This is a genomic window from Micromonospora sp. H33 (assembly GCF_052068455.1).
In the GTDB taxonomy this organism is placed as follows: Bacteria; Actinomycetota; Actinomycetes; order Mycobacteriales; family Micromonosporaceae; genus Micromonospora.
The window spans coordinates 229,787-253,482 of the sequence record NZ_JBQHDE010000001.1 but is presented as its reverse complement, the minus strand read 5'-3'; the positions used below and the strand labels follow the sequence as shown (position 1 = coordinate 253,482).

Here is a 23,696-nt window from a genome sequence, read left to right as displayed (position 1 = left end):
CATGAGCCAGCTGACCACTCCCGCGGCGGCGACTCCCGCGGTGGCCGCCCCGGTCGCCCGTACCCGGGACCCGAAGCGGGCCGGCCGCAGCCGGCGCAGCCCGATGAAGTCGGTGCTGCTGCACGGCACGCTGATCCTCGCGTCGCTGATCGCGATCGGCCCGATCGCGTGGGTGCTGCTGTCGTCGTTCAAGCCCGGGTACGCGGTGCAGAGCAGCGACCTGACGCTGGTCAAGGATCCGACCCTGGCCAACTACAGCTACGTGCTGACCGACACGAACTTCCCGACGTGGCTGCTCAACTCGGTGATCGTCGCGGCGCTCACCATGCTGATCGGCATCTTCTTCTCGGCCACCACCGGCTACGCGGTGTCCCGGTTCAACTTCCCGGGTCGCCGGCCGCTGATGATGGTCTTCCTGATCACCCAGATGTTTCCGGTGGCCATCCTGATCGTGCCGATCTACACGATCATGGCGCGGCTGGGTCTGATCAACACGTTGCCGTCGCTGGTCATCGCGTACCTGACCATCGCGGTGCCGTTCTGCGCCTGGATGCTCAAGGGCTACTTCGACTCCATCCCCACCTCGCTCGACGAGGCGGCGGCGCTGGACGGCGCCGGGCCGTTCGGCATCTTCTGGAAGGTCGTGCTGCCGTTGGCCCGCCCGGCCATCGCGGTCACCGCCTTCTACACCTTTCTCACGGCGTGGGGTGAGGTGGCGTACGCGTCGGCCTTCATCCAGACCGACAACAAGTTCACCCTGGCGTACGGGCTCCAGCAGTTCGTGCCGCAGTTCAACCCGCAGTGGGAGTACCTCACCGCGGCGGCGGTCCTGGTGACCGTGCCGGCGGGCCTGGTGTTCCTCTTCGCCCAGCGCCACCTGGTGTCGGGGCTGACCGCGGGCGGCACGAAGGGCTGACGCTCCTCCACACGACCGACGGGCGGGCACCGGTGGGTGCCCGCCCGGCGCGGCGGCGGGCGGCGCCACCCCGCCCGTGGCGGATGGAGCCCTCTCCGCCACGCGCTGACGCGCCGACCCGCTCACCCTCTACTACAAACCGTCGTTGATGCGGGAGGATGGGCGACGTGGAAGCTCTTCGACTCATCCTTCGGTACGTCCACCTCATCGGCTTCGCGCTGCTGCTCGGCGGTGCGATCGTGCAGTACGTAAGCGGTCGGATCCGGATCAACGCGCCCATGCTCTGGGGCGCGGTGATCATGCTGTTGACCGGTATCGCCCTGTCCGCTCCGCTGCGCGACGGGGACGAGCCGGCGCCCGCGAAACTTGTTACCAAACTGGTGCTCGCGCTGCTGATCTTTGTCATGGTCTTCTTTTCCCGTAAGCGGGACGTGGTCAACCGCGGCCACTTCCTCGCGATCATCGGGTTGACCCTGGTCAACGCAGCGGTGGCGGTCTTCTGGCGGTAACGTCCGACAGGGGAGAGCCACCCGGAGTACGGACGTTCGCGCGCCCGAAACGCCCACTTACCGACACTGAGCGTGATCTGGCCCACCCAAGGGTTACGTCGGGGTAACAGGCGCTCAACAGTCGTGCACGATTGTCGGCCGGTGGAGGGGCGTGGGCGTACGCTCTGCGTCCGTAACGTGGGACGCCGGCGGCACAGCGCAGGCCGGTTGACAAAGGGCTGCCACCGCGGAAGAGCGGTGAGCAATGGAAGGAGACGTCTTGCGCTCGGTGCGTGGGATGCGGATCGCCTCGGTCTTCGCGGTGGGTGGCCTCGTGCTGGCCGCCGCCGCGTGTGGTGAGGCTCCCGAGGAGAACAACGGCGCCGGTGACGGCGACAAGAAGTACAGCGCCTGCATGGTGACCGACGTCGGTGGCATCGACGACAAGTCGTTCAACACCTCCGCCTGGAAGGGTCTGCAGGAGGCCAAGGCCGAGAACGACAACATCGACATCAAGTACGTCGCGTCGAAGGCCGAGGCGGACTACGAGGTCAACCTGACCCAGTACGTCAACCAGAAGTGCGACTTCATCCTGGCCGTCGGTGGCCTGATGGGTGACGCCACCTCCAAGATCGCCAAGGCGAACCCGAACCAGCAGTTCGGCATCGTCGACGCGAAGCTGCCGGAGAGCAACGTCTACCCGATGCAGTTCGACACCGCCCAGGCCGCCTTCCTCGCCGGTTACCTGGCCGCCGGCCTGACCAAGTCCGGCGCGGTGGGCACCTACGGCGGCCTGCCGATCCCGCCGGTGACCATCTTCATGGACGGCTACGCCGACGGCGTCGCGCACTACAACAAGACCAAGAACAAGAACGTCCGCGTCCTCGGTTGGGACAAGGCGACCCAGAAGGGCTCCTTCACCAACGACTTCGTCAAGCAGGACGAGGGCAAGAAGGTCAGCGACGCGCTGGTCGCGCAGGGCGCCGACATCGTCATGCCGGTCGCCGGCGGCGCCGGCCTCGGCACCACCGGTGCCGCGAAGGCCTCGGGCGGCAAGTACAACACCATCTGGGTGGACGTCGACGGCTGCGAGAGCACCCCGGACTGCCCGGTGATCATCACCACCGTGGTGAAGAACATCCCGGACGCCGTCAAGGAGGCCGTGCTCAAGGCCGCCGGTGGCGAGAAGCTCGAGGCGAACCCGGGCTTCCTGGGCACGCTGGCCAACAACGGCGTGTCGCTCGCCCCGTACCACGACTTCGACAGCAAGATCCCGGCCGACCTCAAGGCCGAGGTCGACAAGCTGAAGGCGGACATCGCCGCCGGCACCGTCAAGGTCGAGTCGAAGGCCCAGCCGAAGTGACGCGTCGCCGGCCGCCGACGGTGGGATGATCACCGCAGGGGGCCGGCGAGCGGCAAGCACGACGATCGGCCGCTCCGGCGCCACGGGGACCCGTCCCCCGGCGCCGGGGCGGCCGATCGGTTCCACCCGTCCGAGCCCCGGCGGGCGGCCCGGCAGCTACGCTGCACCATCGCTTCGCACTCCAGGAGGTTGCGCTGAGACTCGAACTGCGCGGCATCACCAAGCGGTTCGGTGACCTGGTCGCCAACGACCACATCGACCTGACGGTGGAGCCTGGAGAGATCCACGCCCTGCTCGGCGAGAACGGTGCCGGCAAGTCGACCCTGATGAACGTGCTCTACGGGCTGTACCAGCCCGACGAGGGCGAGATCCTGGTCGACGGCGAGCCGTTGAAGCTGCGGGGCCCGTCCGACGCGATCGCGGCCGGGATCGGCATGGTGCACCAGCACTTCATGCTGGTGCCGGTCTTCACCGTCGCGGAGAACATCATGCTCGGCGCCGAGCAGGTCCGGGGCGGCATCGCCGGCTTCCTGGACCGCCGGCGTGCCCGGCGCGAGGTCGCCGAGGTCTCCGCCCGCTACAACCTCCGGGTCGACCCGGACGCGATCGTCGAGGACCTGCCGGTCGGCATCCAGCAGCGGGTCGAGATCGTCAAGGCGCTCACCCGCGACGTCGACCTGCTGATCCTGGACGAGCCGACCGCGGTGCTCACCCCCCAGGAGACCGAGGAACTGCTCACGGTCATGCGGTCGCTCAAGGCCGCCGGCAAGTCGATCGTCTTCATCACCCACAAGCTCGGCGAGGTCAAGGCCATCGCCGACCGGATCACCGTGATCCGGCGCGGGAAGACCGTCGGCACCGCGTCGCCGTCGGCGAGCCGCGACGAACTGGCCGCGCTGATGGTCGGTCGCAGCGTCCGCCTCACCGTGGACAAGAAGCCCGCCACGCCGGGCAAGCCGGTCCTGGAGGTCGCCGGCCTGGTCGTCGACGACGACCGGCAGGTACGCGCGGTCGACGGCGTCGACCTGACGGTGCACGCCGGTGAGGTGCTCGGCGTCGCGGGCGTGCAGGGCAACGGCCAGACCGAGCTGATCGAGGCGATCATGGGCCTGCGCCCGATGCTCGCCGGCTCGGTGAGCCTCGACGGCGAGCGGGTCGACGGCTGGTCCACCAAGAAGGTGCTCCGGGCGGGCGTCGGCTACGTCCCCGAGGACCGCAGCGTCGACGGGCTGGTCAAGGAGTTCAGCGTCGCGGAGAACCTGGTGCTGGACATCTACGACCGGCCGCCGTTCGGCAGGGGCCTCGCGCTGAAGCCGGACGAGATCACGAAGTCGGCGAAGGAGCGGATCGCCCAGTTCGACGTCCGTACCTCGTCCGCCGAGGCGCCGGTGGGCACGCTGTCCGGGGGCAACCAGCAGAAGGTGATCGTGGCCCGGGAGCTGTCCCGGCCGCTGAAGCTGTTCATCGCGGCCCAGCCCACGCGCGGCGTCGACGTCGGCTCCATCGAGTTCATCCACAGCCGGGTCATCCGGGAGCGGGACATCGGCACCGCCGTCCTGGTGGTCTCCAGCGAACTCGACGAGGTGATCGGGCTGGCCGACCGGATCGCGGTGATGTACCGCGGCCGGGTCATCGGCATCGTCGGCCCGGACACCCCGCGCAAGGAGATCGGCCTGCTGATGGCCGGCGTCACCCCCGACGCGGCCGCCGCCGGTGACGCCACCACCGGCTCCCCCGGCTCGGCGGCGACCGACGGCGGCGCGGCGGCCCCGACCGCCGAGCGCCCTGGTAGCGAGGACGAGGCATGACCATCCCCACTCCGCAGTCGGGCTCGCCGGACAAGGAGCCGGCGACCGAGGCGCAGGCGGCGCAGAACGCGCTCGGCAACGCCGAGCGGGCCGAGGCGGCGACCACCCCGAAGCATTCGGCGCCCGAGGGGCGCCCGTCGCTCGGGCGACTCTTCCTGGACAACCTCTGGGCCGCCAACACCTTCACCGTGACGGTGCTGTCGCTGGTGCTGGCGATGGTCGTGGGCGCGATCCTGATGATCGTCTCCGACCCGGAGGTCCTCGCCACCTACAGCTACATCACCGCCCGCCCGTCGGACGCGATCAACTCCAGCTGGACGCTGGTGAGCGAGGCGTACGGGAACCTGTTCAAGGGCGCGATCTTCGACCCGGACGCGGTCGGCTTCACGGCGGCGCTGAGCCCCATCTCGGAGACGCTGACCTACACCGCACCGCTGGTGTTCACCGGCCTGTCCGTGGCGCTCGCCTTCCGCGGCGGCCTGTTCAACATCGGCGCCCAGGGCCAGGCCACCATGGGCGTCATCCTGGCCGCGCTGGCCGGCTTCCTGCTGCCGCTGCCGCCGGGGCTGCACCTGCTCGTCGCGGTGCTCGCCGGCGCGCTCGGCGGTGCGATCTGGGGCTTCATCCCGGGCATCCTCAAGGCGCGTACCGGCGCCCACGAGGTGATCAACACGATCATGCTCAACTACATCGCGACGTACTTCCTGACCTGGATCATCGTGCAGAACGGCGTCCAGGACCCGAACCGGACCGACGCGATCAGCAAGCCGGTCGACGCGTCCGCGCAGCTGCCCCGCCTGCTCGGCGACAACCTGCGGGTGCACGCCGGCATCCTCGTCGCCGTGCTGGCCACCTGGGCGGTCGCCTGGCTGCTCAACCGCTCCACGCTCGGCTTCGAGCTGCGCGCCGTGGGCGCCAACCCGGATGCCGCCCGCACCGCCGGCATCAGCGTCACCCGCACGTACGTCCTGATCATGGTCTTCGCCGGGGTCCTGGCCGGCCTGGGCGGGTCGCAGATGGTGCTCGGCACCACCGCCGCCGCGCTGACCCCGCTGGTGGTCGCCCAGATCGGCTTCGACGGCATCCTGGTGGCGCTGCTCGGGCGGGTCAAGCCGTGGGGCGTGGCGCTCGCGGCGCTGCTCTTCGGCGCGCTCCAGGCCGGCGGCAACCGGATGCAGTCGTACTCGGGGATCTCCCTGGAGCTGGTCACCGTGCTCCAGGCCCTGATCGTCATCTTCATCGCCGCGCCGGCCCTGGTGAAGGCGATCTTCCAGCTCCGGGCCGCGCGGGCCGCCCGGCTCCAGACGAGCCTCGCGAAGGGCTGGTGACGCGTGTCCACCATGGCTGTCGAGAACGTCGCGGTCGCCCCGGTCGACGTGGGGTTCTGGACGCGTACCCGCAAGGTCGGCCTGGTGCTGACCGCGCTCGGCCTGCTGGCGGCGGTGCTCTTCGGGGCGCTCGCCACCGACCAGCGGGCGCGGTTCACGCTCAGCGAGGACGCGGCCGGTGCCGCCCTGGCGGTCAACGGCACCTTCGGCGCGATCCTGTTCGGGGTGGTCGCGCTCGCCGCCGGCGTGGCGATGCTCGCCGGGCTCCCGAAGCGCTGGTTCACGCTGGTGCTCGCCGCCGGCCTGGTCGGGTTCGTGCTGAGCTTCCTCTGCTGGCAGGTCTCCGCCGCCCCGGCCGGGCAGAACTTCATGCCGCTGGTCAACGTCGTGCGGGGCACGTTCATCCTGGCCCTGCCGCTGATCTTCGGCGCGCTGGCCGGCGTGCTCTGCGAGCGTTCCGGCGTGGTCAACGTGGCCATCGAGGGTCAGCTGCTGATGGGCGCGTTCAGCGGTGCCCTGTTCGGCAGCATCACCGGCAACGTCTGGGTGGGTCTGGTGGCCGCGGCGATCGGCGGGGCGTTCATCTCGCTGCTGCTCGCCGTCTTCGCCATCCGGTACCTGGTCGACCAGGTGGTCATGGGCATCGTGCTGAACCTGCTCGCGGTCGGCGTCACCGGCTTCATCTACGAGCGGCTGATGCAGACCGACGCGGAGCGGTACAACAGCGCGCCGCGCTTCAGCAGCTGGGAGATCCCGCTGCTGTCGGACATCCCGCTGATCGGGCCGGCGCTGTTCCGCGGCAACATCTTCCTCTACCTCGGCCTGCTGCTGGTCCTGGTGATCCACATCGCGCTGTTCCGCACCCGGTGGGGCCTGCGGACCCGCTCGGTCGGCGAGCATCCGACGGCCGCCGACACGCTGGGCGTCAAGGTGCTGCGGCTGCGCTACCGCAACGTGCTGCTGGCCGGCGTGGTCGCCGGCATCGGCGGCGCGTCGTACACGCTGGCGCTCTTCTCGTTCACCAAGAACATGATCGGTGGCAAGGGCTTCATCGCCCTGGCGGCGCTGATTTTCGGGCGGTGGAGCCCGACCGGCGCACTGCTCGCGGCGCTGTTCTTCGGCTTCGCCGACCAGCTCGCCACCTACCTGGGCGCGATCAACAGCACGATCCCGAGCCAGTTCCTGGCCATGCTGCCGTACCTGGCGACGATCCTGGCGGTGGCCGGCCTGGTCGGGAAGGTCCGGGCGCCGGCCGCCGACGGCAAGCCGTACATCAAGGGCTGACGGGGGAGCACCGCATGGAGATCGACTGGGGGCGGCTGCGCGCCGCCGCGACCGAGGTGATGCGGCACGCGTACGTGCCGTACTCGAAGTTCCCGGTGGGGGCGGCCGCCCTGGTCGACGACGGCCGCGTCGTGGTCGGCTGCAACGTGGAGAACGCCGCGTACGGCGTGGTGCTCTGCGCCGAGTGCGGCGTGGTCTCCTCGCTGCACGCCACCGGCGGCGGGCGGATCGTGGCGCTGTCGTGCGTCGACGCCACCGGCGAGCCGCTGATGCCGTGCGGACGCTGCCGGCAGCTGCTCTGGGAGCAGGGCGGCCCGGAGTGCCTCATCGAGGCGAAGGGCGGCCCGCTGCGGATGGCCGAGCTGCTGCCGCACGCCTTCGGCGTGGAGGACCTGGAGGCGGTGACCGGGGAAACCCCGTTGCCGGTGGTGCCGGAGCGGCTCGCCGCCTGGCGCGGGCGGGGCACGGTGTTCGTGCACCCCGACCTGTCCGCCGGGCAGCAGGTGTGGACGGCCTACTGGGAGCGGTCGGCCGGGGACACCGAGAGCGCCGAGACCGGCGTGCTGGAGGAGGCCCCGAGCTGGGACGACCCGGCCGAGGCGATTACCTGGGGGCTGGCGCGGACGCCCCGGGTCGTCGTGGTGGACGCGAGCGGCACCATCTTCTGGGCGGGCGAGGGGGAGCCGCCGATGGAGATACCGATCCGCTGGGGTGGCTGAGCTTGGGAGATCGGGCCCGGGCCGGTATCCGCCATTTCGACAGGGAAAGATCTATCTCATGAGTGCTTTTGCGGCGGTTGATGTAATTCGCGTGAAGCGGGACGGGGGTGTGCTCTCCGACGCGCAGATCGACTGGGTCGTCGACGCGTACACCAAGGGCGTGGTCGCCGACGAGCAGATGTCGGCGCTGGCCATGGCGATCCTGCTCAACGGGATGACCGCCCCGGAGATCGCGCGGTGGACGGCCGCGATGATCGCCAGCGGCGAGCGGCTGGACCTGTCCGCGGTCGACCGGCCGACCGTCGACAAGCACTCGACCGGCGGCGTCGGTGACAAGATCACCCTGCCGCTCACCCCGCTGGTGGCCGCCTGTGGCGCCGCCGTGCCGCAGCTGTCCGGGCGCGGCCTGGGGCACACCGGCGGCACGCTCGACAAGCTGGAGTCGGTCCCGGGCTGGCGGGCGGCGCTGAGCAACGCGGAGTTCATCGCCCAGCTCCGCGATGTCGGCGCGGTGATCTGTGCGGCGGGGCCGGGCCTCGCGCCGGCCGACCGCAAGCTGTACGCGCTGCGCGACGTGACCGGCACCGTCGAGGCGATCCCGCTGATCGCCAGCTCGATCATGAGCAAGAAGATCGCCGAGGGGACCGGTGCCCTGGTGCTGGACGTCAAGGTCGGCTCGGGCGCGTTCATGAAGTCCGTCGACCAGGCCCGCGAGCTGGCCCGCACCATGGTCGAGCTCGGCGGCGCGCACGGTGTCCGTACGGTCGCCCTGCTCACCGACATGTCCACCCCGCTGGGGCTGGCCATCGGCAACGCGGTCGAGGTGACCGAGTCGGTCGAGGTGCTGGCCGGCGGTGGTCCGGCCGACGTGGTCGAGCTGACCCTGGCCCTGGCCCGGGAAATGCTCGACGCGGCCGGCCTGCCGGACGCCGACCCCGAGGCCGCGCTGCGCGACGGCCGGGCGATGGACGTCTGGCGGTCGATGATCCGGGCGCAGGGCGGTGACCCGGACGCCCCGATGCCCACCGCGCCCGAGGTCGAGGTGGTCCGCGCCGACGCCGACGGCTTCGTCGCCGAGGTCGACGCGTACGCGATGGGGGTGGCCGCGTGGCGGCTCGGCGCGGGGCGCGCCCGCAAGGAGGATCCGGTGTCGGTGCCCGCGGGCGTGGTGCTGCACAAGCGCCCGGGCGACCCGGTCCGGGCCGGTGAACCCCTCTACGAGCTGCGCGCCGAGGATTCCGGCCGGATCCCCGCGGCGCGCGACGAGGCCGCCCGGGCGGTGCGGATCGCGCCGGCCGCGCCCGGCGCGACGCCGCTGGTGATCGAGCGGATCGGCTGATCGCCCCCGCCGTTCCGACAGTCGGGACGGTGGGGCTATCCTCCCTGGCCAGGGGGGACGACCCGGCGTCGAGCCGGCACGAACAGACGAGGATGATCCGTCGTGGCCGTATCTGCCCCCGATCCCCGTGCGGTACGTGAGGCGAGCCTGGACGAGCTGGCCCGGCTGGGCCTGCCGTTGCCGCCGCGGCAGTTCCCCCTCGTGTGGGAGCCCGGGGACGAGATCGAGCTGCGGCCGACCGGCGAGATCGAGGCGCGGATCGCGGTGCTGCACCTCATCCTGGCCCGCTGCTTCGGCATGCCGCCGCAGGCGGCCATGAGCTGGCTGCTCACCTCGCACCTGATGGAGTTGGTCACGCCGCCGGAGTGGCAGTTCGTCACCGGGGGCAAGGGCGACCACCGCTCGTTCGTGCTGCACCACGACGCGCTGTTCGCCCTGGCCTGGGTGCTCGGCCTGACCAAGCAGCTCGACCCCACGCTGCCGGTGGACGAGCGGCTGGTGGAGCGGATGCCGAACATCGCCGCGGGCGAGACGTTCGGGCTCTGGCGGTCCCGGATCCTCGCCGCGCCGCAGCATCCCGCCGACGCGGCGGCCCTGCTCGACCTCCACTACTGCCTGGACTGGGCGTACCTGGAGGTGGAGCAGTCCGGCCGGATGCCGCCCGGGCTGGTCGACGCGAACGCGATCGGGCAGCGCCGGTGGGCGCTGGAGTGGGCGGTGATCCTGCGGGGGCCGTACCACGACGAGCCGCCGGGCTGGGAAGAGGTGGACCTCTCCACCTGAGGCCGCGCCGGCTCAGCGCGGTCGGTGGACGCCGAGCCGGACGGCCACGGTCACCGGGACCGGCTCGGGCAGGGTGGTGATCCGGGCGGCGAGCCCGGCGGGGTCGGTGTGCCACGCGCTGGGGCCCATGCCGACCAGCGTGGCCACCTCGGTGCGGGTCAGCGCCAACCGGGCCCGGTGCTCGGTGCCCGACTCCTCGACGAAGTGCCCGCCGAGGCTGTCGGCGACGCGCTCCGCCTTGGCCGGATCCACGCGGAGCAGGTCCAGCGCGTCGACCAGCTCGGCGAGGTGGTCGGCGGCCGGGGTGACGACCAGCAGCGCGCCGGCCGGGTGGAGGACCCGGCGGAACTCGGCGCCGTTGCGCGGGGCGAACACGTTCAGCAGCACAGCGGCGGACGCGTCGGCCAGCGGCAGCCGCTGCCAGGTGTCGGTGAGGGCCGCCGTCGCCCGCTCGTGGGCGCGCGCCGCGCGACGCAGCGCCGGCTTCGACACGTCCAGCGCCAGGCCGACGGCGTCCGGCAGCGCCGCCAGCACCGCCGCGAGGTGGCGGCCGGTCCCGGCACCGGCATCGACGACCAGGGGGTACGCCCCGGAGGCGGCCTCGGTGGCGGCGTCGGTAAGGGCGTCGGAGATCAGGTCGTAGTGACCGGCGGCGAGGAAGTCGGCCCGGGCGGCCACCATCTCGGCGGTGTCCCCGGCGTGCGGGGCGCGGCCGGCGAGCAGGTTCACGTACCCCTGGCGGGCCACGTCGAAGCTGTGCCGGCGCGGGCAGCGCAGCGCGCGGGCCGTGCCGGCGGCGACCTCGGCCAGCGGCTCGCCGCAGACCGGGCAGCGCAGGCGGGCGACGATGCGGGGGTCCATTTCAGACGGCCGTCCGGTCGACGGCGAGCCGGGTGATCACCCGGTGGGTCAGCGCGTCCAGCGCGGCGATCTCGTCGGGGGTGAGCAGGTCGATCAGGTGGCGACGGACGGCCGCGACATGGCCCGGGGCGGCCGCCTCGATCGCCCGCCGGCCCTCCGGGGTGAGGACGATGACGGAGCCCCGCCCGTCGGCGGCGCACTCCTGGCGGGCGACCAGGCCGCGCTGCTGCATGCGGGTCAGGTGGTGGGAGAGCCGGCTGCGGGACCAGAGCATGCGGTCGGCCAGCTCGCTGAGGCGGAGCCGCTGGTCGGGGGTCTCGGAGAGGTCGGAGAGGACGTCGTAGTCCGGCTCGGAGAGCCCGGCGTCCCGCATCAGCTCGCGGGACAGCTCGAGGTCGAGCAGGCGGCGCATGCGCCGGTAGCCCCGCCAGGCGCGCTGCTCGCGCTCGTCCAGCCACCGAGGTCCGACCATGCCGCCGATCCTAACGCCCTGGTTGACATGTCAATCACCGGCAACCTAGGTTAATGACATGTCAACTAAATCGGATCGCCTCTGGGAGCTGTTCGGGCGGCGAGGCCGAGGCGTGCTGGTCACCCTGCGCCCCGACGGCCGCCCGCAGCTGTCCAACGTCGACTACCTCGCCGAGCCCCGGTTGATCCGCTGCTCCACGACGGCCGACCGGGCGAAGGTGCGCAACCTGTCCCGCGACCCGCGGGCCAGCTTCCACGTCACCACGCCGGACGGCGGCGCGTACGCGGTCGCCGAGGGGCTGGTCTCGCTCACGCCCCCGGCCGGAGCCCCGGACGACCCCACGGTCGACGAGCTCGTCGAGGTCTACCGGGAGATCCGGGGCGAGCACCCCGACTGGGCCGACTACCGGGCGGCGATGGTGGCCGACCGGCGGGTCGTGCTCCGGCTCGCCGTCGAGCGGGTCTACGGCTGGCGGCCGTGATCCGCCCGACGCCACACCGTCGCGGTCCGGCGCGCGCCAGGTCGAGCGGCGCGGCCGGTCGCGACGACCGGCCGCGCCGCCGGTCGTCGCCCGGGTCCGGCGTGGCCGGGCTGTGCCTCCGACACATGCCCTAGGGTCTGACCATGGTCGCGACTATCCGGTACGAGGACATCGTCAAGGTCCCGAAGGCGCTGCTGCACGACCACCTCGACGGTGGCCTGCGGCCGGCGACGATCGTCGAGTTGGCCGCCGAGGTGGGGCACGAACTGCCCACCACGGACCCGGAGGCGCTCGGCCGCTGGTTCGTCGAGGCGGCCGACTCCGGTTCGCTGGAGCGGTACCTGGAGACGTTCGCGCACACCGTCGCGGTCATGCAGACGGCCTCGTCGCTGCGGCGGGTGGCCCGGGAGTGCGCGCTCGACCTGGCCGCCGACGGCGTGGTCTACGCGGAGGTCCGTTTCGCACCTGAGCAGCACCTGGAGCGGAACCTCACGCTGGACGAGGTGGTGGAGGCGGTCATCGCCGGCTTCGAGGAGGGGAGCGCCCTCGCCGCCGAGGCGGGTACGCCCATCCGCGTCGGCACCCTGCTCACCGCCATGCGGCACGCCGCGCGGTCGCAGGAGATCGCCGAGCTGGCCGTGCGGCACCGGGACACCGGCGTGGTGGGCTTCGACATCGCGGGCGCCGAGGCGGGCTTCCCGCCCACCCGGCACCTGGACGCGTTCGAGTACCTCCAGCGGGAGAACTTCCACTTCACCATCCACGCCGGCGAGGCGTTCGGCCTGCCGTCGATCTGGCAGGCCATCCAGTGGTGCGGTGCCGACCGGCTCGGCCACGGCGTACGGATCGTGGACGACATCACGCCCGGCCCGGAGCCGGTGCTCGGCCGGCTGGCCGCGTACGTGCGGGACAAGCGGATCCCGTTGGAACTGTGCCCGTCGTCGAACGTCCAGACCGGCGCGGCCGCGTCGATCGTCGACCACCCGATCGGGCTCCTGCGGGACCTGCGCTTCCGGGTCACCGTCAACACCGACAACCGGCTGATGAGCGGCACGTCCATGTCGCGGGAGATGACCCTGCTGGTCGACGCCTTCGGCTACGGCTGGCGCGAGATCCAGTGGTTCACGATCAACGCGATGAAGAGCGCCTTCATCCCGTTCGACGAGCGACTGCGGATCATCGACGAGGTGATCAAGCCGGCGTACGCGAAGTTGATCGGCTGACCGCGGCGCCCGACCGGGCGTGCGCGCCGGCGGCGTCAGGAGCGGTGGGAGTGGCCGGCGAGCAGACCGGCCACCCGGCGCAGCACCTCGCCCGCGCGGGCGGCCTCCGCGCCGAGACCGGTCTGCCGGCGCAGCACCGCCGGCTCGGCGCGCAGCAGGGCCACCCCGCGCCGGACCAGGACTTTGGGCGCCTTGCGCTGCTCGGCGAGGTCGCGGGCCAGTCGGCGGACGAAGGTCGCGCCCCGCGGCCGGCGGAGGGCGTACGCCCCGGCGAGCACCCCGCGGCGGCGGCACTCCGCGACGATCTCGGCGGCGAAAATCCCTTCGGCGACGAAAAGTGGCGAACCGGCTAGATCGAATGGCCGTGTGGCCACCTTGCGGTCCTCCCCGATGGCATAGATCGGCACGTCCGCCCGACCCTCCCGGGCCAGGCGGACAATCGTTTCCACGGCCGCCCCGGCGTCCCACGAAGCGGGCGATTCCCAGTCGACCTGGCCGCTCTGTCGTGGCAACGTAGGGTCATCGCCATCCTTGTAAAAGTCGTCCAAACAGAGGACGGGAAGCCCGGTTCGCCGGGCTATGTACGACTTTCCGGAGCCCGAAGGGCCGGCGAGCAGGACGACACGGTAGGGGTGTTCCATTGCTTTGAGTAACTCCGGCCAGACGGACTGCTATCAGAACCCAAGAACATCTCATCACACCCTCCGCGACGGCCAACCTGGGCTTTCTCTTTCCGGGGCGGCGTGATGGAATCTCGGATGGTCCGACCCGCCGGGTCGGCCGCTGGGCGTTGCCCGAGGGTAACGCGGACGCTGCAATCGCGAGGGCGGTGACGTGAGCAAACGGCCGAAGACGGCAGGCTCTTTCCTGTCGCGTCTGCGCCGGCCGGCCGGTCGGCTCCGCGACATGCCGATCTGGTCCAAGCTCGGTCTCATCATGATCGTGCCGACCATCGCCACGGTCGTCGTGGGTACCAGTGGTCTGGTCGACCACCTGCAGACGCTCAACAACGCCAGCCGAGCGGGCGACCTCACCAGCCTGGTCAGCTACTCGGGCGAGCTGGTCAACCAGCTGCAGGACGAGCGGAACAGCGCGATCCGGCTGGTGGGCTCGCCGAGGGACGCCGCCGACGGGTTCCGGAAGACGTACGAGCAGGCTTCCGCCGGCGTCGACGAGGCCAAGGGGCCGTACTCCCGGCAACGATCCGAGGTCGACGACCTGCCGAGCGCCTTCGAGAACCAGCTGCGGTACCTCGACCGGACGCTGACCGACCTGCCCGGCATCCGGAGCCAGGTCCTCAACCGCCGGCTCGACACCGCCCAGACGCAGCAGCAGTACGACGATCTGATCGCCAATTTGCTCAACGTGCGGGACTCGGCCACCCAGCTGGCCGGGGACATCGAGCTGAGCGACCAGATGCGCGCAGCGACGGCCCTCGCCCGGCACAAGGAGTTCCACGCGCAGGAACGCTACGTGGTGCACATCTCGCTGAACCAGCGCCAGCTCACGCCGAACCTGCGCGACATCTACATCTCCACCTTCACCGGTCAGCGCCAGTGGCTGGAGACCTTCAACACCGTCGCCGACCGGTCCGAGCAGGAGCTCTACCAGCAGACCGTGGCGGGTGCCGACCTGCGCGAGGCGCAGGGCTACCGGAGCACCCTGCGCGGCCTCTCCAGCGCGCGCGACCTCAGCCAGGCAGGGTTCAACGCCAACCAGTGGGACAGCGCGTTGGTGTCCGAGGCCGGGCTGATCCGGAAGGTCGAGGCGAAGCTCGACGCCGACGCGGTCGGGCTCGCCGACGACATCCGGTCGGACGTGCAGCGCCAGGTGTTCCTGGAGACCGGCCTGCTGCTCAGCATGCTGCTGCTGGCCATCCTCTTCGCGTACCTGGTCGCCCGCTCGATGGCCCGGTCGCTGCGCGACCTGCGCCAGGGCGCCCTCTCCATCGCCCAGTACGGGCTGCCCCAGGCGGTCGCCCGGCTGCGTGACCCGCAGGTGACCGGTCAGCTCACCCCGGTGCAGCTGGCCAACCAGATCGCCGAGCCGCTGCCGGTGCGCAGCAAGGACGAGTTCGGCCAGGTGACCGAGGCGTTCAACGCCGTCCACCTCGAGGCCGTCCGCACCGCCGCCGAGCAGGCCGCCCTGCGGGCGTCCGTCGCGACCATGTTCGTCAACCTGGCCCGCCGGTCGCAGATCCTGGTCGACCGGCTGATCGGCCACCTCGACCGGCTGGAGCGCGGCGAGGAGGACCCGGACCGGCTGGCCGAGCTGTTCCAGCTCGACCACCTGGCCACCCGGATGCGCCGAAACGACGAGAACCTGCTGGTGCTCGCCGGTGCGGACTCCACCCGTGTGCAGCGGGAGCCGGCCGCCCTGATCGACGTGCTCCGGGCCGCCCAGTCCGAGGTCGAGCACTACACGCGGATCGAGTTCGGGATCATCGACCGGGACATCGAGGTCGCGGCGCACGCCGTCAACGACCTGGTGCACCTCGTCGCCGAGCTGTTCGACAACGCCACGGCGTTCTCCCCGCCGGACTCGCAGATCGTCGTCGAGGCCCGCCGGGTCGGCGACCGCGCCTCGCTCTACGTCGAGGACCGCGGCATCGGCATCAGCCCGGAGCAGCTCCGCGAGCTGAACGACAAGCTCGCCACGCCGCCGCAGGTGGACGTGGCGGTCTCCCGGATGATGGGTCTCGTCGTGGTCGCCCGGCTGGCGTCCCGGCACGGCGTCAGGGTGGAGCTGCGGCCCGGTGCCGAGCGGGGGACCGTCGCGGACGTGACCCTGCCGACCGGGGTGCTGGTGCCCCGGGCGCTGTCCGGCCGGATGTCGTCCGCGCTGCCGCCGGTCGCCACCGGCCCGGCCCCGGCCTTCGGAGCCCTGCCCGCGCTCGGGAACGCCCCGGCCGCGCCGGTTCCTGGCCCGCGCCCCGGCGAGTCCGGCAACCAGGTGACGCTCGGCGGTCGCCCGTTCGACCCGGCGCACCGCAACGGCGCCGGCACGCCCGCCGCGGCGGGCCCGGCCCGCGGGATGCCGGCCTGGTCGGACCTCACCGGCGCCACCCCCGTCGCCAACGGTGTCAACGGCGGTGACGGGTTCGCCCCGCGCACCTCCAACGGTCAGCAGATCGACCCGCTGCCGCAGCGCCGCGCCCAGGGGGACCCCGGCACCACCGGGCAGCAGCCGGCGATCCCGCGGCAGCTGCCCAGCAGCCCGGAGACCCGCCCGTACTCCGCGCCGCCGGTCCCGCCGGTGTCGGCCCCGCCGGTCCCGTACGCCGGGCCGCCGGTCTCCAGCCCACCGACCTCGGGTATGCCGATCTCCGCCGCTCCGGTGTCGGCCTCGCCGGTCTCCGGGCACCCGATCTCGGCGGCCCCGGCGTCCGGTCAGCCGTACCCCACGCCGCTGCCGCAGCGTCCGGTCTCGTCGACGCCGGCCCCGAACGCCCCCGCTCCGCCGGCCTGGCCGCCGGTGCCGGGCGCGGCCCGGGACGCCGCCACCCCGGCGGTGCCGGAACGGCTCGCCGCGGCGCTGGACATGACCACCGAGCTGCCCCGGGTGGCGCGCCCGGCCGCCGAGCCCTCGGCGAACCCGACGCCGCACCAGGCGGCTCCGGTGCCGTCGCAGTCCGGTCCGGCCGGCGCGCCGGTCGCCCGGCCGACGCCGCCCGCTGTGGCGCGGCCGACCACGCCGCAGCCGGCTCAGAACCGGCAGCGGTACGCGGACGAGACGATGGAGCTGCCGATCTTCCGGGAGCTGGAATCGGCCTGGTTCCGTACCCGCCGGCCGGGGTCGGAGGAGGCCCCCAAGGCGGCCGGAACGAGCGGCGGCGCCGTGACCCAGCAGTTCGCCAGGGTCGAGGCGCCCGCGCAGCAGACACGACCCGCAACGACAGGTAACGCACCGATGGCAGAGACCCCGACGTCCGGCGGCGCTCCGCGCCAGAACCGCTCGACGGCGAACGGGAACGGCACTCCCGCCGAGGGGCTCGCCCAGCGGCGTACGCCGCCCAGCGGCGGTTGGCAGACCGCCGCGGACGACGGTTGGCGGGCGGCCTCGGCGGCCAGCGAGGTGCCGGTGGAGGCCACCACCCCCACCGGGCTGCCGAAGCGCACCCCGATGGCGCAGCTCGTGCCCGGCGCGGTGGAGAAGCCCACGACTTCGGTGCAGCGACGTACGCCCGAGTCCGTCCGCGGCCTGCTGTCGGCCTACCACCGCGGTGTCCAGCGTGGGCGCAGCAACCCCTCCGACAGCAACCCGACCAGCCCGGAGGAGACTCCGGGTGGGCAGTCCTCGCAGTCTGGCTCAGGCCCGGTGGCCGGGAGCGGGCAGAAGGAGCAAGAAGGATGACAACTACGCAGGATCTCGGTTGGTTGCTCGCCAACTTCGCCGACCGGGTGCCCGGAGTCGCGCACGCGGTCGCCGTGTCGGCGGACGGCCTGCTCCTTGCGGCCTCGCGGGACCTCCCGCGGGACCGGGCCGACCAGCTGGCCGCCATCTCGTCCGGCCTGGTCAGCCTCACCCAGGGTGCGGCCCGCTGCTTCGAGGGCGGTGCCGTGCTCCAGACGGTGGTCGAGATGGACAACGGCTTCCTGTTCCTGATGTCCATCTCGGACGGCTCGTCGTTCGCCGTGCTGGCCGCCCGTAGCTGCGACGTCGGGCAGGTGGGTTACGAGATGGCCCTGCTGGTCGACCGGGTGGGCGACGCGTTGACCCCGCAGCCGCGCGCGGCCGCGGGCATGCTGGGCTGACGTTCCGCTGACCGTGCGGTCGGCGGTGCAACGACGACAACGAGGGGTTCGACCGGCGCCAGCCGGTCCGGGGTGCGAAGGAGGTGAGCGGCGACATGGCCGATCGTGACGAACCGACCGGCGCGTTGGTCCGTCCATACGCCGTGACCCGCGGTCGCACCCGCCCCCGACTCGACATCGCGATGGAAGCGCTCGTCGAGACGACGGTGCGCGGCCGGGCCGCTGCCAACGGCAACGGCGGTCAAGGCCGCGAGCACCAGTACATCGCCGCGCTGTGTGACGGACGCGTGCAGTCGCTAGCCGAGATCGCGGCGCGGATGCAGCTTCCGCTCGGCGTGGCCCGGGTGCTCATCGCCGACATGGCGACGGACGGCCTGGTCGCGGTCCACGAGCCGACCATCCTGGACGACTCGGACGACGCGGTGGGCACTGAACTGCTGGAGAGGGTGCTGAGTGGACTTCGCAGGCTCTGACATGTCGCGCCCGCCGAGCCCGAGTGGGCGCGTGACGTCGGCGAAGATCGTTATCGCCGGTGGATTCGGCGTCGGCAAGACGACGCTGGTCGGCTCGGTCTCGGAGATCACGCCGCTGACGACGGAGGCGATCATGACCTCCGCGAGTGTGGGCGTCGACGACAACCGGCAGGTGCCGGGGAAGACGACGACCACGGTGGCCATGGACTTCGGGCGTATCACGATCGACCGGGACCTGATCCTGTACCTGTTCGGTACGCCGGGTCAGACCCGGTTCTGGTTCATGTGGGACGAACTGGTCCGGGGTGCCATCGGCGCGGTCGTGCTGGTCGACACCCGCCGGCTCGCCGACTGCTTCGCGGCGATCGACTTCTTCGAGCACCGGCGGCTGCCGTACCTGATCGCGATCAACTGCTTCGACGGCATGCAGTACCACGATCCGCAGGACGTCCGGGACGCGCTGGCGATCTCGAGCGACGTGCCGGTGGTGGCGTGCGACGCCCGGAACCGGGAGTCGACCAAGCACGTGCTGATCTCGCTGGTCGAGTACGTGCTCACCATGCGTCGGACGCGGGCCGTAGCCCGGGCCTGACGCCCGCCCGTCCGCGCCCGGTGATGGCCTCGGCCGCCACCGGGCGCGTCGTGCTGTCCGGAAACGGCTCGGGCGACGCGCGGGATGGCCGACGGCGCAGCGGAGAACGCGCACTGTCCGGCGCGCGGATGCTCACATCCCGGGCTGGCGGCGGGAGGGGCGCTCTGCGCCCCGGTGTGAGGCTTGTGGACGCACGAAGCGGCCCCCCGGGCAACCCCGGGGGCCGCGGTGTCGTCAGGGCCGGTACGCGTCCGCTCAGGACCGGTAGCCGGCGGAACGGTACTCGTACTCCCGGTCGTCGTCGCGGTCGCCGGTGTCGCGGCTGAAGTCCCAGCCGCCGGCGGCCTCCCGGCCCGGACGCCCGCCCACGGCGAAGCCGCCGATCTCCTGGCCGCGACGCCAGCCCCGGAAGTACCCGGTGGTGTTCTCGGCGAGGCTGGCGGCGTCCCGCACGATCCGCAGTGGACGCTCGTCACGCAGCGGCGAGCCGGGGACGAGGTTGGCCTGCGGCACCCGCTTCGGCAGTCCGGCGGTGGTCTCGGCGCCGACGGCGGGCTTGGCCGCCTGCTCCGCCGCCTGCCAGCCGGTGTCGTCCAGAGAGGACCAGTTCAGGTCGGTGGTCTCAGTGTGGCCCACGAACCACGCCGATCTCGCCTGGGCGAAGATCAGCAGGTCGCCGTCCCCGTCGTCGGAGACCGGCGGGGGCCGGTGCTCCACCGGGGGCGGTGGCCGGTGCTCCGCCGCGGGTCGCTCCGGATGCGGAGCGGACCGGCCCTTGCGGGGCTCTTCGCGGTCGACGAGCCGCAGCGGCGGTGTCTCCAGGCCCGGGTCGGTCGCCGGGCCCGGTCCGTTGCGCAGAGCCCGGTCGGCCATCGGCGGCGGCTCGACCAGGCGCAGCATCGGCGGCTCCGGCGGCAGGTCGTCGGCGAGCCAGGGCGGCGTGACCCGACGCTCCTTGCCCGGGTCGGTCGGTGCGTCGACGCCGCCACCGCCGTACGAGCCGACCACCGGGTTCCGCCCCGAGCTGTCGGCCGGGTCCTGCGGGTTGTTGACCAGCGGCCAGTTGGCCCGGGAGCCCGGTGCGGCCGGTTCCTGACCCGGGCGCGGGGTGGGGACCGGCACGCTGAGGTCGGTGGCGCTGAAGCCACCGGCGGGAGCGGGCGGCTCGGCGGTGGTCTTGGGCCTTGGCGGGATCACCGTGCGCTGCCGCTCGGCGCGGGCGCTCTGGATCGCCGCCGTGGTCAGCGTCGGCCGGAACGGTTCGCCGGCCTCGGCGGGAGGAACCGCACCCCGCTGCGTCGGGGCGATGGGCGTGATGCCGGGCGGCGGGGGCGGCGGGGACGAGATCGGCCGGTTCGTCGGGCCGTCGATGCGGCTCGGCGTCGCCTCCGGGCGGGCCGGCGGTGCGGAGACGGGCGGGCCGGCGAACGCGGCGGGGGCGACCGGGGCGGGGGCCACCGGCGGCGGCGCCACCGGCGCCGGCGCGACGGGAGGCGGACCGAGCGGGCGGGGAGACGGGGGCGGGGTCGCGCCGGAGACCGGCTCCGGGCGGGCCCGGCGGGCACCGGGCGCCGGTCGGGCGGGCTCGGCCGGGCGTACCGCGCGCAGCGCGGCGCCGTTGGCGGCGGGGCTCAGGTCGCCGACCGACTCGCCGCGGCGGGCGGCGGCGCGACGGCCGGGCGCCGGAGCGTTCACCCGGTCGTTGAGCGCGCCGACCAGCGCGTCGCAGCCGGCGTCACAGGCCCGCACGGAGGCGACGGCCTGCCGGACCGTCTCGGACACCGCCGCGGTGAGGGCCCGGTTGACCGTCGCCCGACGGGGCGACTCGGAGATGGCGACGCGCAGGGCGGTCACCGCCGCCTCGATCTCGTCGGTGTCGCCGACACCGTCGGCGGCGAGGTCCGCCATGACGCGGTCGGCCGTGTCGTCCCGGCCACGGCCCGCGCCGCCCACCATTCCGGGCTCGGGGAGGGCGTCCAGGACCGCCAGCGCGACCGGCTCGGCCGGGTCGGGGTACGCGCGCAGGGCGGCCGGATACAGCTCGCGCAGCACCTCCCGCAGGGCGACCGCGGCGGAGTGCCGGCCGTTGGCGAGCGCGGCGTGCGCCGCGAGCACCTGCTTGTAGCCGGCGAGGTCCCGGGGAGCGGGCAACGTGACGGCGGAGAGCGCACCGGCCTGGAGGGCGCGGGCCAGACCGACGGCCCGACGCTCGACCGGGGGTGACTGCATCTCCTCCAGGGAGTCGTCGTCGGCGAACCGCTCGGCGAAGTCGTCCACCGAGTCGTCGTCGGCGATGGCGAGGGGACGACCCGCCGCGCTGAGCAGCGACGTGACCGTGTGGTCGTCGCTGTCGGCGGCGATCGCCGCACCACTCGGCCCGCCCGACCGCTCCACGAGCAGCGTGACCAGCTGGGCGTAGCCAGCGGGGTCGTCGCTGATCTCGCAGACATGCAGCAGACGGCCTGCGTCGTCGACCACAGCGGACGTCAGCGTCGAGCCGGCCGAAGCCGGTCGGTCGGCCGGATCCGCCGAGGCCAGACCGCAGTACACGCGCACGAGCGCCACGGCGTCGTCCTCCTCCCGGGACACAAGGTCTTCTCTGCCAGAGACTGATGCTCCCTGGTACGGGTCAGTCGCGCCAGTCCACGACAGCAGAGATCTTGCCGACAATGGTGCGCCAACCCAAACTTGCGGTTTGTGCCCCGATTCTCTTCAACCGACGCCGGCCGAGGAATCCGCCGATCCCCCCGTTGACAGAGGCCCGCAGCGCCTCGTCCAGATCGTCGAGGCTGGACCCCGCGGAGAGCATGTCCAGCACGGCCGGTAGCCGCAGCGCGTACGAGATGTCACGGGCGATCTCGCCGGCTTCGATGAGCAGCGTGGGATCCCACGCGTCATGCCCGCCGCGCAGGTTCTCCACGACCAGGTCGAGTTCGTAGATGTCCTCGTCGAGCGGCGCGATGTCGGCCGGTTCCACCCGTTCGGACAGTTCATCCCAACTGTCCAGTTGAGACAGGTCGTTGGGCGCACCGGACCGGACGAAACTGACCAGCGACTCCGGGGTCTTGAAGAGCAGCAGCCGGCCCTTGTGGCTGAGGAAGACCGGCACCTCCTCGTCGTCCGCCTCCTCCTCGGCCGCCTCGGCCTCGTCCTCCGCCTCGCCCTTCGCGCCGCGGCGGGCCCCCCGGGCCTCCTCCTCGTCGCTCTCGGCGAACTCCTGGGCGACCTCCTCGTCGAGGATGACGACGCTCTCGTCGTCCTCGACCTCCTCGGTCACCACCTGGCGGCGGGCGAGGAAGGGGTCGTCCTGGTCCCGCTCCTCGACGTCGGTCGGGGTCAGCTCCCGCGCCGGGCGGTACGCGCGCAGCGTGTAGCCGGTGCCGGCGGGCAGGGCGATCTCGACCGGGTCGACCCGCAGCTCCTCCCAGAGCGCGCGGGTGGCCTCGGCGGACGCGGATGCGGTGCCGGACTCGGCCGGGCCGTCGAGATCGGGCTCGTCGGCGTCGGGCCGGTGAGGCGACTGGCGGGCCACGCTGACCTCCGTGTGCTTCGGGCTGCCCACCCGCCGGGCTCCTCCGGCGAGTGACTACGCGCACATACCCTAGTGGGCGACCCGGGGGTCCCGGTGTCCGCACCCCGGTGGCGCTCCGGCCGGACGACAAGTAGCGTTGCTACGTATGAAGGCCCAGGCGCTGCACGGACACCTCGACGCACTGCTGCTGGCGGTGCTGGAACAGGGACCACTGCACGGCTACGCCATCATCGAGGCGCTCCGCAGCCGGAGCGACGGCCACCTCGATCTGCCGACCGGCACCATCTATCCCGCGCTGCGCCGGCTGGAACGGGCCGGCCACGTGGCGAGCACCTGGAGCACCGTCAACGGCCGGGAGCGGCGGACCTACCAGTTGACCGACGCGGGCCGCCGGGCCCTGGCCGGCGAGCGGTCCGGGTGGCGGGAGTTCAGCTCCACCGTCGGGCGGTTCCTCGACGCGGACACGCCGCCCACCACGCCCGCCTGAACAGCGTCGCACCGGCCGCGCGAGCGCGGCGGGCCGTTCGCCGACGGTGACGGCGGCGGCCGATCGGCCTTTCCGGCGGCGCGTCAGCGGACGGCGTGCACCCAACCCCGGGCGGCGCGACCCAGCCAGAGGAAGCCGGCGGCCACCAGCACCGCGCCGATGATCATCGGCGGCCAGGTGAGCGCACCGTCCCAGAGCCCCACCGACCAGCCGAAGAGGGCCGCGCCGGCGAGCGCGCCCAGGGCGAGCAGACCGGTCAGACCGGCACCGACCAGCCGGTCGACGAGCGGGCTGCGCCGCCCGGCCCCGGCCACCAGGACGCCCAGCCCACCGAGCACCGCGGCGATCAACCAGAGCCAGTCCATCGAGGCCGACAGCAGCAGGTAGCCCGCCGGGGGCCGGGCACCGTCGCTCCAGCTGGCGCCGCGCCAGGTGAGGTCGCCGGCCGCGATGCCGGCGGCGGCCACCGCGAGCACCCGCCAGGCCAGCCCGCGCAGTGCGCCCACGGCCAGTTCGGCCTGGTAGGCCGGGACGAGCTGCGCCGGCGTGCCGAACTCCGCCACCGCCCGGCGGCGGGCCTCCGCCGCCGGCAGCCCGCCCTCCCGGTACGCCTCGACGGCGTCCAGCAGACCGTGCCGCGCCTCGGTCAACAGGTCGGCCTTCAGCCTGCTCGGCCCGCGCAGCCGCTCCTCCAGCGCCCGCAGCCGCTCCTCCACCAGCACGTCGTCGCCGCCCCGCATGGCACCACCCTGCCACGACCGGCCGCCTCGTGCCGTCCGGGACATCCCTGGGC

The 23,696-nt window shown here is 72.7% G+C and carries 22 protein-coding genes; 16 read left to right on the top strand and 6 right to left on the bottom strand.

Annotated elements, in window-relative coordinates; translation table 11 throughout:
- The first annotated feature begins 1 nt into the window (after nt 1).
- The 9 genes from ACTMS0_RS01150 (at nt 2) to ACTMS0_RS01110 (ending at nt 10,028) form a co-directional block, all read left to right on the top strand.
- Nucleotides 2-916: a sugar ABC transporter permease gene (locus tag ACTMS0_RS01150; protein WP_441153183.1), complete on the top strand. Its 915-nt coding sequence runs from the start codon at nt 2-4 to the stop codon at nt 914-916.
- Between the two features lie 167 nt (nt 917-1,083).
- Nucleotides 1,084-1,425 (top strand): hypothetical protein, encoded by a 342-nt coding sequence (locus tag ACTMS0_RS01145; RefSeq protein WP_441153182.1) that lies wholly within the window; start codon nt 1,084-1,086, stop codon nt 1,423-1,425.
- Between the two features lie 277 nt (nt 1,426-1,702).
- Nucleotides 1,703-2,767, top strand: coding sequence for a BMP family lipoprotein (locus ACTMS0_RS01140; protein ID WP_441153975.1), 1,065 nt, complete (start codon nt 1,703-1,705; stop codon nt 2,765-2,767).
- A gap of 161 nt (nt 2,768-2,928) precedes the next feature.
- Nucleotides 2,929-4,575, top strand: coding sequence for an ABC transporter ATP-binding protein (locus ACTMS0_RS01135; protein ID WP_441153974.1), 1,647 nt, complete (start codon nt 2,929-2,931; stop codon nt 4,573-4,575).
- On the top strand, nt 4,572-5,903 hold the full coding sequence (locus tag ACTMS0_RS01130; protein WP_441153181.1) for an ABC transporter permease: 1,332 nt from the start codon (nt 4,572-4,574) through the stop codon (nt 5,901-5,903). Before ACTMS0_RS01135 ends, ACTMS0_RS01130 begins: the two co-directional genes overlap by 4 nt.
- A gap of 3 nt (nt 5,904-5,906) precedes the next feature.
- Nucleotides 5,907-7,187 (top strand): ABC transporter permease, encoded by a 1,281-nt coding sequence (locus tag ACTMS0_RS01125; protein WP_441153180.1) that lies wholly within the window; start codon nt 5,907-5,909, stop codon nt 7,185-7,187.
- 14 nt (nt 7,188-7,201) lie between these two features.
- Nucleotides 7,202-7,906, top strand: a complete 705-nt coding sequence (locus tag ACTMS0_RS01120; protein WP_441153179.1) for a cytidine deaminase — start codon at nt 7,202-7,204, stop codon at nt 7,904-7,906.
- 58 nt (nt 7,907-7,964) lie between these two features.
- On the top strand, nt 7,965-9,245 hold the full coding sequence (locus tag ACTMS0_RS01115) for a thymidine phosphorylase (RefSeq protein WP_441153178.1): 1,281 nt from the start codon (nt 7,965-7,967) through the stop codon (nt 9,243-9,245).
- A gap of 102 nt (nt 9,246-9,347) precedes the next feature.
- Nucleotides 9,348-10,028, top strand: a complete 681-nt coding sequence (locus tag ACTMS0_RS01110; protein WP_441153177.1) for a DUF4272 domain-containing protein — start codon at nt 9,348-9,350, stop codon at nt 10,026-10,028.
- A 12-nt stretch (nt 10,029-10,040) separates the two neighbouring features.
- Here ACTMS0_RS01110 and ACTMS0_RS01105 read toward each other — a convergent pair whose 3' ends face one another.
- Nucleotides 10,041-10,889: a putative RNA methyltransferase gene (locus tag ACTMS0_RS01105; RefSeq protein WP_441153176.1), complete on the bottom strand. Its 849-nt coding sequence runs from the start codon at nt 10,887-10,889 to the stop codon at nt 10,041-10,043.
- Between the two features lies 1 nt (nt 10,890).
- Nucleotides 10,891-11,361, bottom strand: coding sequence for a MarR family winged helix-turn-helix transcriptional regulator (locus ACTMS0_RS01100; protein WP_441153175.1), 471 nt, complete (start codon nt 11,359-11,361; stop codon nt 10,891-10,893).
- Between the two features lie 58 nt (nt 11,362-11,419).
- Between ACTMS0_RS01100 and ACTMS0_RS01095 the strand changes: the two genes are divergently transcribed.
- Together ACTMS0_RS01095 and ACTMS0_RS01090 are read left to right on the top strand one after the other, a co-directional pair.
- Nucleotides 11,420-11,842 carry a PPOX class F420-dependent oxidoreductase gene (locus ACTMS0_RS01095; protein WP_441153174.1) on the top strand — a complete coding sequence of 141 codons (423 nt, stop codon included), beginning with the start codon at nt 11,420-11,422 and terminating at the stop codon, nt 11,840-11,842.
- Between the two features lie 143 nt (nt 11,843-11,985).
- Entirely contained in the window at nt 11,986-13,065 is a 1,080-nt protein-coding gene (locus tag ACTMS0_RS01090) for an adenosine deaminase (RefSeq protein ID WP_441153173.1), read from the top strand.
- A 35-nt stretch (nt 13,066-13,100) separates the two neighbouring features.
- Here the strand turns inward: ACTMS0_RS01090 and ACTMS0_RS01085 are convergent, their stop codons facing one another.
- Nucleotides 13,101-13,439: a hypothetical protein gene (locus ACTMS0_RS01085; RefSeq protein ID WP_441153172.1), complete on the bottom strand. Its 339-nt coding sequence runs from the start codon at nt 13,437-13,439 to the stop codon at nt 13,101-13,103.
- A 460-nt stretch (nt 13,440-13,899) separates the two neighbouring features.
- On the opposite strand from ACTMS0_RS01085, the gene ACTMS0_RS01080 reads away from it, so the two are divergent.
- The 4 genes from ACTMS0_RS01080 (at nt 13,900) to ACTMS0_RS01065 (ending at nt 18,884) form a co-directional block, all read left to right on the top strand.
- Entirely contained in the window at nt 13,900-17,418 is a 3,519-nt protein-coding gene (locus ACTMS0_RS01080) for a nitrate- and nitrite sensing domain-containing protein (RefSeq protein WP_441153171.1), read from the top strand.
- A complete protein-coding gene (locus ACTMS0_RS01075; protein ID WP_155328939.1) occupies nt 17,415-17,819 on the top strand; it encodes a roadblock/LC7 domain-containing protein in 405 nt (134 codons plus the stop codon). The genes ACTMS0_RS01080 and ACTMS0_RS01075 overlap by 4 nt, the downstream gene beginning before the upstream one ends.
- Before the next feature lie 95 nt (nt 17,820-17,914).
- Nucleotides 17,915-18,292, top strand: a complete 378-nt coding sequence (locus tag ACTMS0_RS01070) for a DUF742 domain-containing protein (RefSeq protein ID WP_130321596.1) — start codon at nt 17,915-17,917, stop codon at nt 18,290-18,292.
- 1 nt (nt 18,293) lies between these two features.
- Nucleotides 18,294-18,884: a GTP-binding protein gene (locus ACTMS0_RS01065; RefSeq protein WP_441153170.1), complete on the top strand. Its 591-nt coding sequence runs from the start codon at nt 18,294-18,296 to the stop codon at nt 18,882-18,884.
- 255 nt (nt 18,885-19,139) lie between these two features.
- Here ACTMS0_RS01065 and ACTMS0_RS01060 read toward each other — a convergent pair whose 3' ends face one another.
- The gene (locus tag ACTMS0_RS01060; RefSeq protein ID WP_441153169.1) at nt 19,140-21,473 is read right to left on the bottom strand and encodes a transposase; all 2,334 of its coding nucleotides are present in this window, start codon (nt 21,471-21,473) and stop codon (nt 19,140-19,142) included.
- A gap of 40 nt (nt 21,474-21,513) precedes the next feature.
- Nucleotides 21,514-22,446 (bottom strand): DNA primase, encoded by a 933-nt coding sequence (locus ACTMS0_RS01055; protein ID WP_441153168.1) that lies wholly within the window; start codon nt 22,444-22,446, stop codon nt 21,514-21,516.
- 115 nt (nt 22,447-22,561) lie between these two features.
- Between ACTMS0_RS01055 and ACTMS0_RS01050 the strand changes: the two genes are divergently transcribed.
- Nucleotides 22,562-22,903 (top strand): PadR family transcriptional regulator, encoded by a 342-nt coding sequence (locus tag ACTMS0_RS01050; RefSeq protein ID WP_441153167.1) that lies wholly within the window; start codon nt 22,562-22,564, stop codon nt 22,901-22,903.
- A gap of 83 nt (nt 22,904-22,986) precedes the next feature.
- Here the strand turns inward: ACTMS0_RS01050 and ACTMS0_RS01045 are convergent, their stop codons facing one another.
- Nucleotides 22,987-23,643, bottom strand: a complete 657-nt coding sequence (locus ACTMS0_RS01045; protein WP_441153166.1) for a permease prefix domain 1-containing protein — start codon at nt 23,641-23,643, stop codon at nt 22,987-22,989.
- Nucleotides 23,644-23,696 lie beyond the last annotated feature (53 nt).

Coding starts and splice junctions, on each gene's coding strand:
- ACTMS0_RS01150 (WP_441153183.1), top strand. CDS start 2: ATGAGCCAGCTGACCACTCCCGCGGCGGCGACTCCCGCGGTGGCCGCC.
- ACTMS0_RS01140 (WP_441153975.1), top strand. CDS start 1,703: ATGCGGATCGCCTCGGTCTTCGCGGTGGGTGGCCTCGTGCTGGCCGCC.
- ACTMS0_RS01130 (WP_441153181.1), top strand. CDS start 4,572: ATGACCATCCCCACTCCGCAGTCGGGCTCGCCGGACAAGGAGCCGGCG.
- ACTMS0_RS01120 (WP_441153179.1), top strand. CDS start 7,202: ATGGAGATCGACTGGGGGCGGCTGCGCGCCGCCGCGACCGAGGTGATG.
- ACTMS0_RS01115 (WP_441153178.1), top strand. CDS start 7,965: ATGAGTGCTTTTGCGGCGGTTGATGTAATTCGCGTGAAGCGGGACGGG.
- ACTMS0_RS01105 (WP_441153176.1), bottom strand. CDS start 10,889: ATGGACCCCCGCATCGTCGCCCGCCTGCGCTGCCCGGTCTGCGGCGAG.
- ACTMS0_RS01100 (WP_441153175.1), bottom strand. CDS start 11,361: ATGGTCGGACCTCGGTGGCTGGACGAGCGCGAGCAGCGCGCCTGGCGG.
- ACTMS0_RS01095 (WP_441153174.1), top strand. CDS start 11,420: ATGTCAACTAAATCGGATCGCCTCTGGGAGCTGTTCGGGCGGCGAGGC.
- ACTMS0_RS01090 (WP_441153173.1), top strand. CDS start 11,986: ATGGTCGCGACTATCCGGTACGAGGACATCGTCAAGGTCCCGAAGGCG.
- ACTMS0_RS01075 (WP_155328939.1), top strand. CDS start 17,415: ATGACAACTACGCAGGATCTCGGTTGGTTGCTCGCCAACTTCGCCGAC.
- ACTMS0_RS01070 (WP_130321596.1), top strand. CDS start 17,915: ATGGCCGATCGTGACGAACCGACCGGCGCGTTGGTCCGTCCATACGCC.
- ACTMS0_RS01065 (WP_441153170.1), top strand. CDS start 18,294: ATGTCGCGCCCGCCGAGCCCGAGTGGGCGCGTGACGTCGGCGAAGATC.
- ACTMS0_RS01050 (WP_441153167.1), top strand. CDS start 22,562: ATGAAGGCCCAGGCGCTGCACGGACACCTCGACGCACTGCTGCTGGCG.
- ACTMS0_RS01045 (WP_441153166.1), bottom strand. CDS start 23,643: ATGCGGGGCGGCGACGACGTGCTGGTGGAGGAGCGGCTGCGGGCGCTG.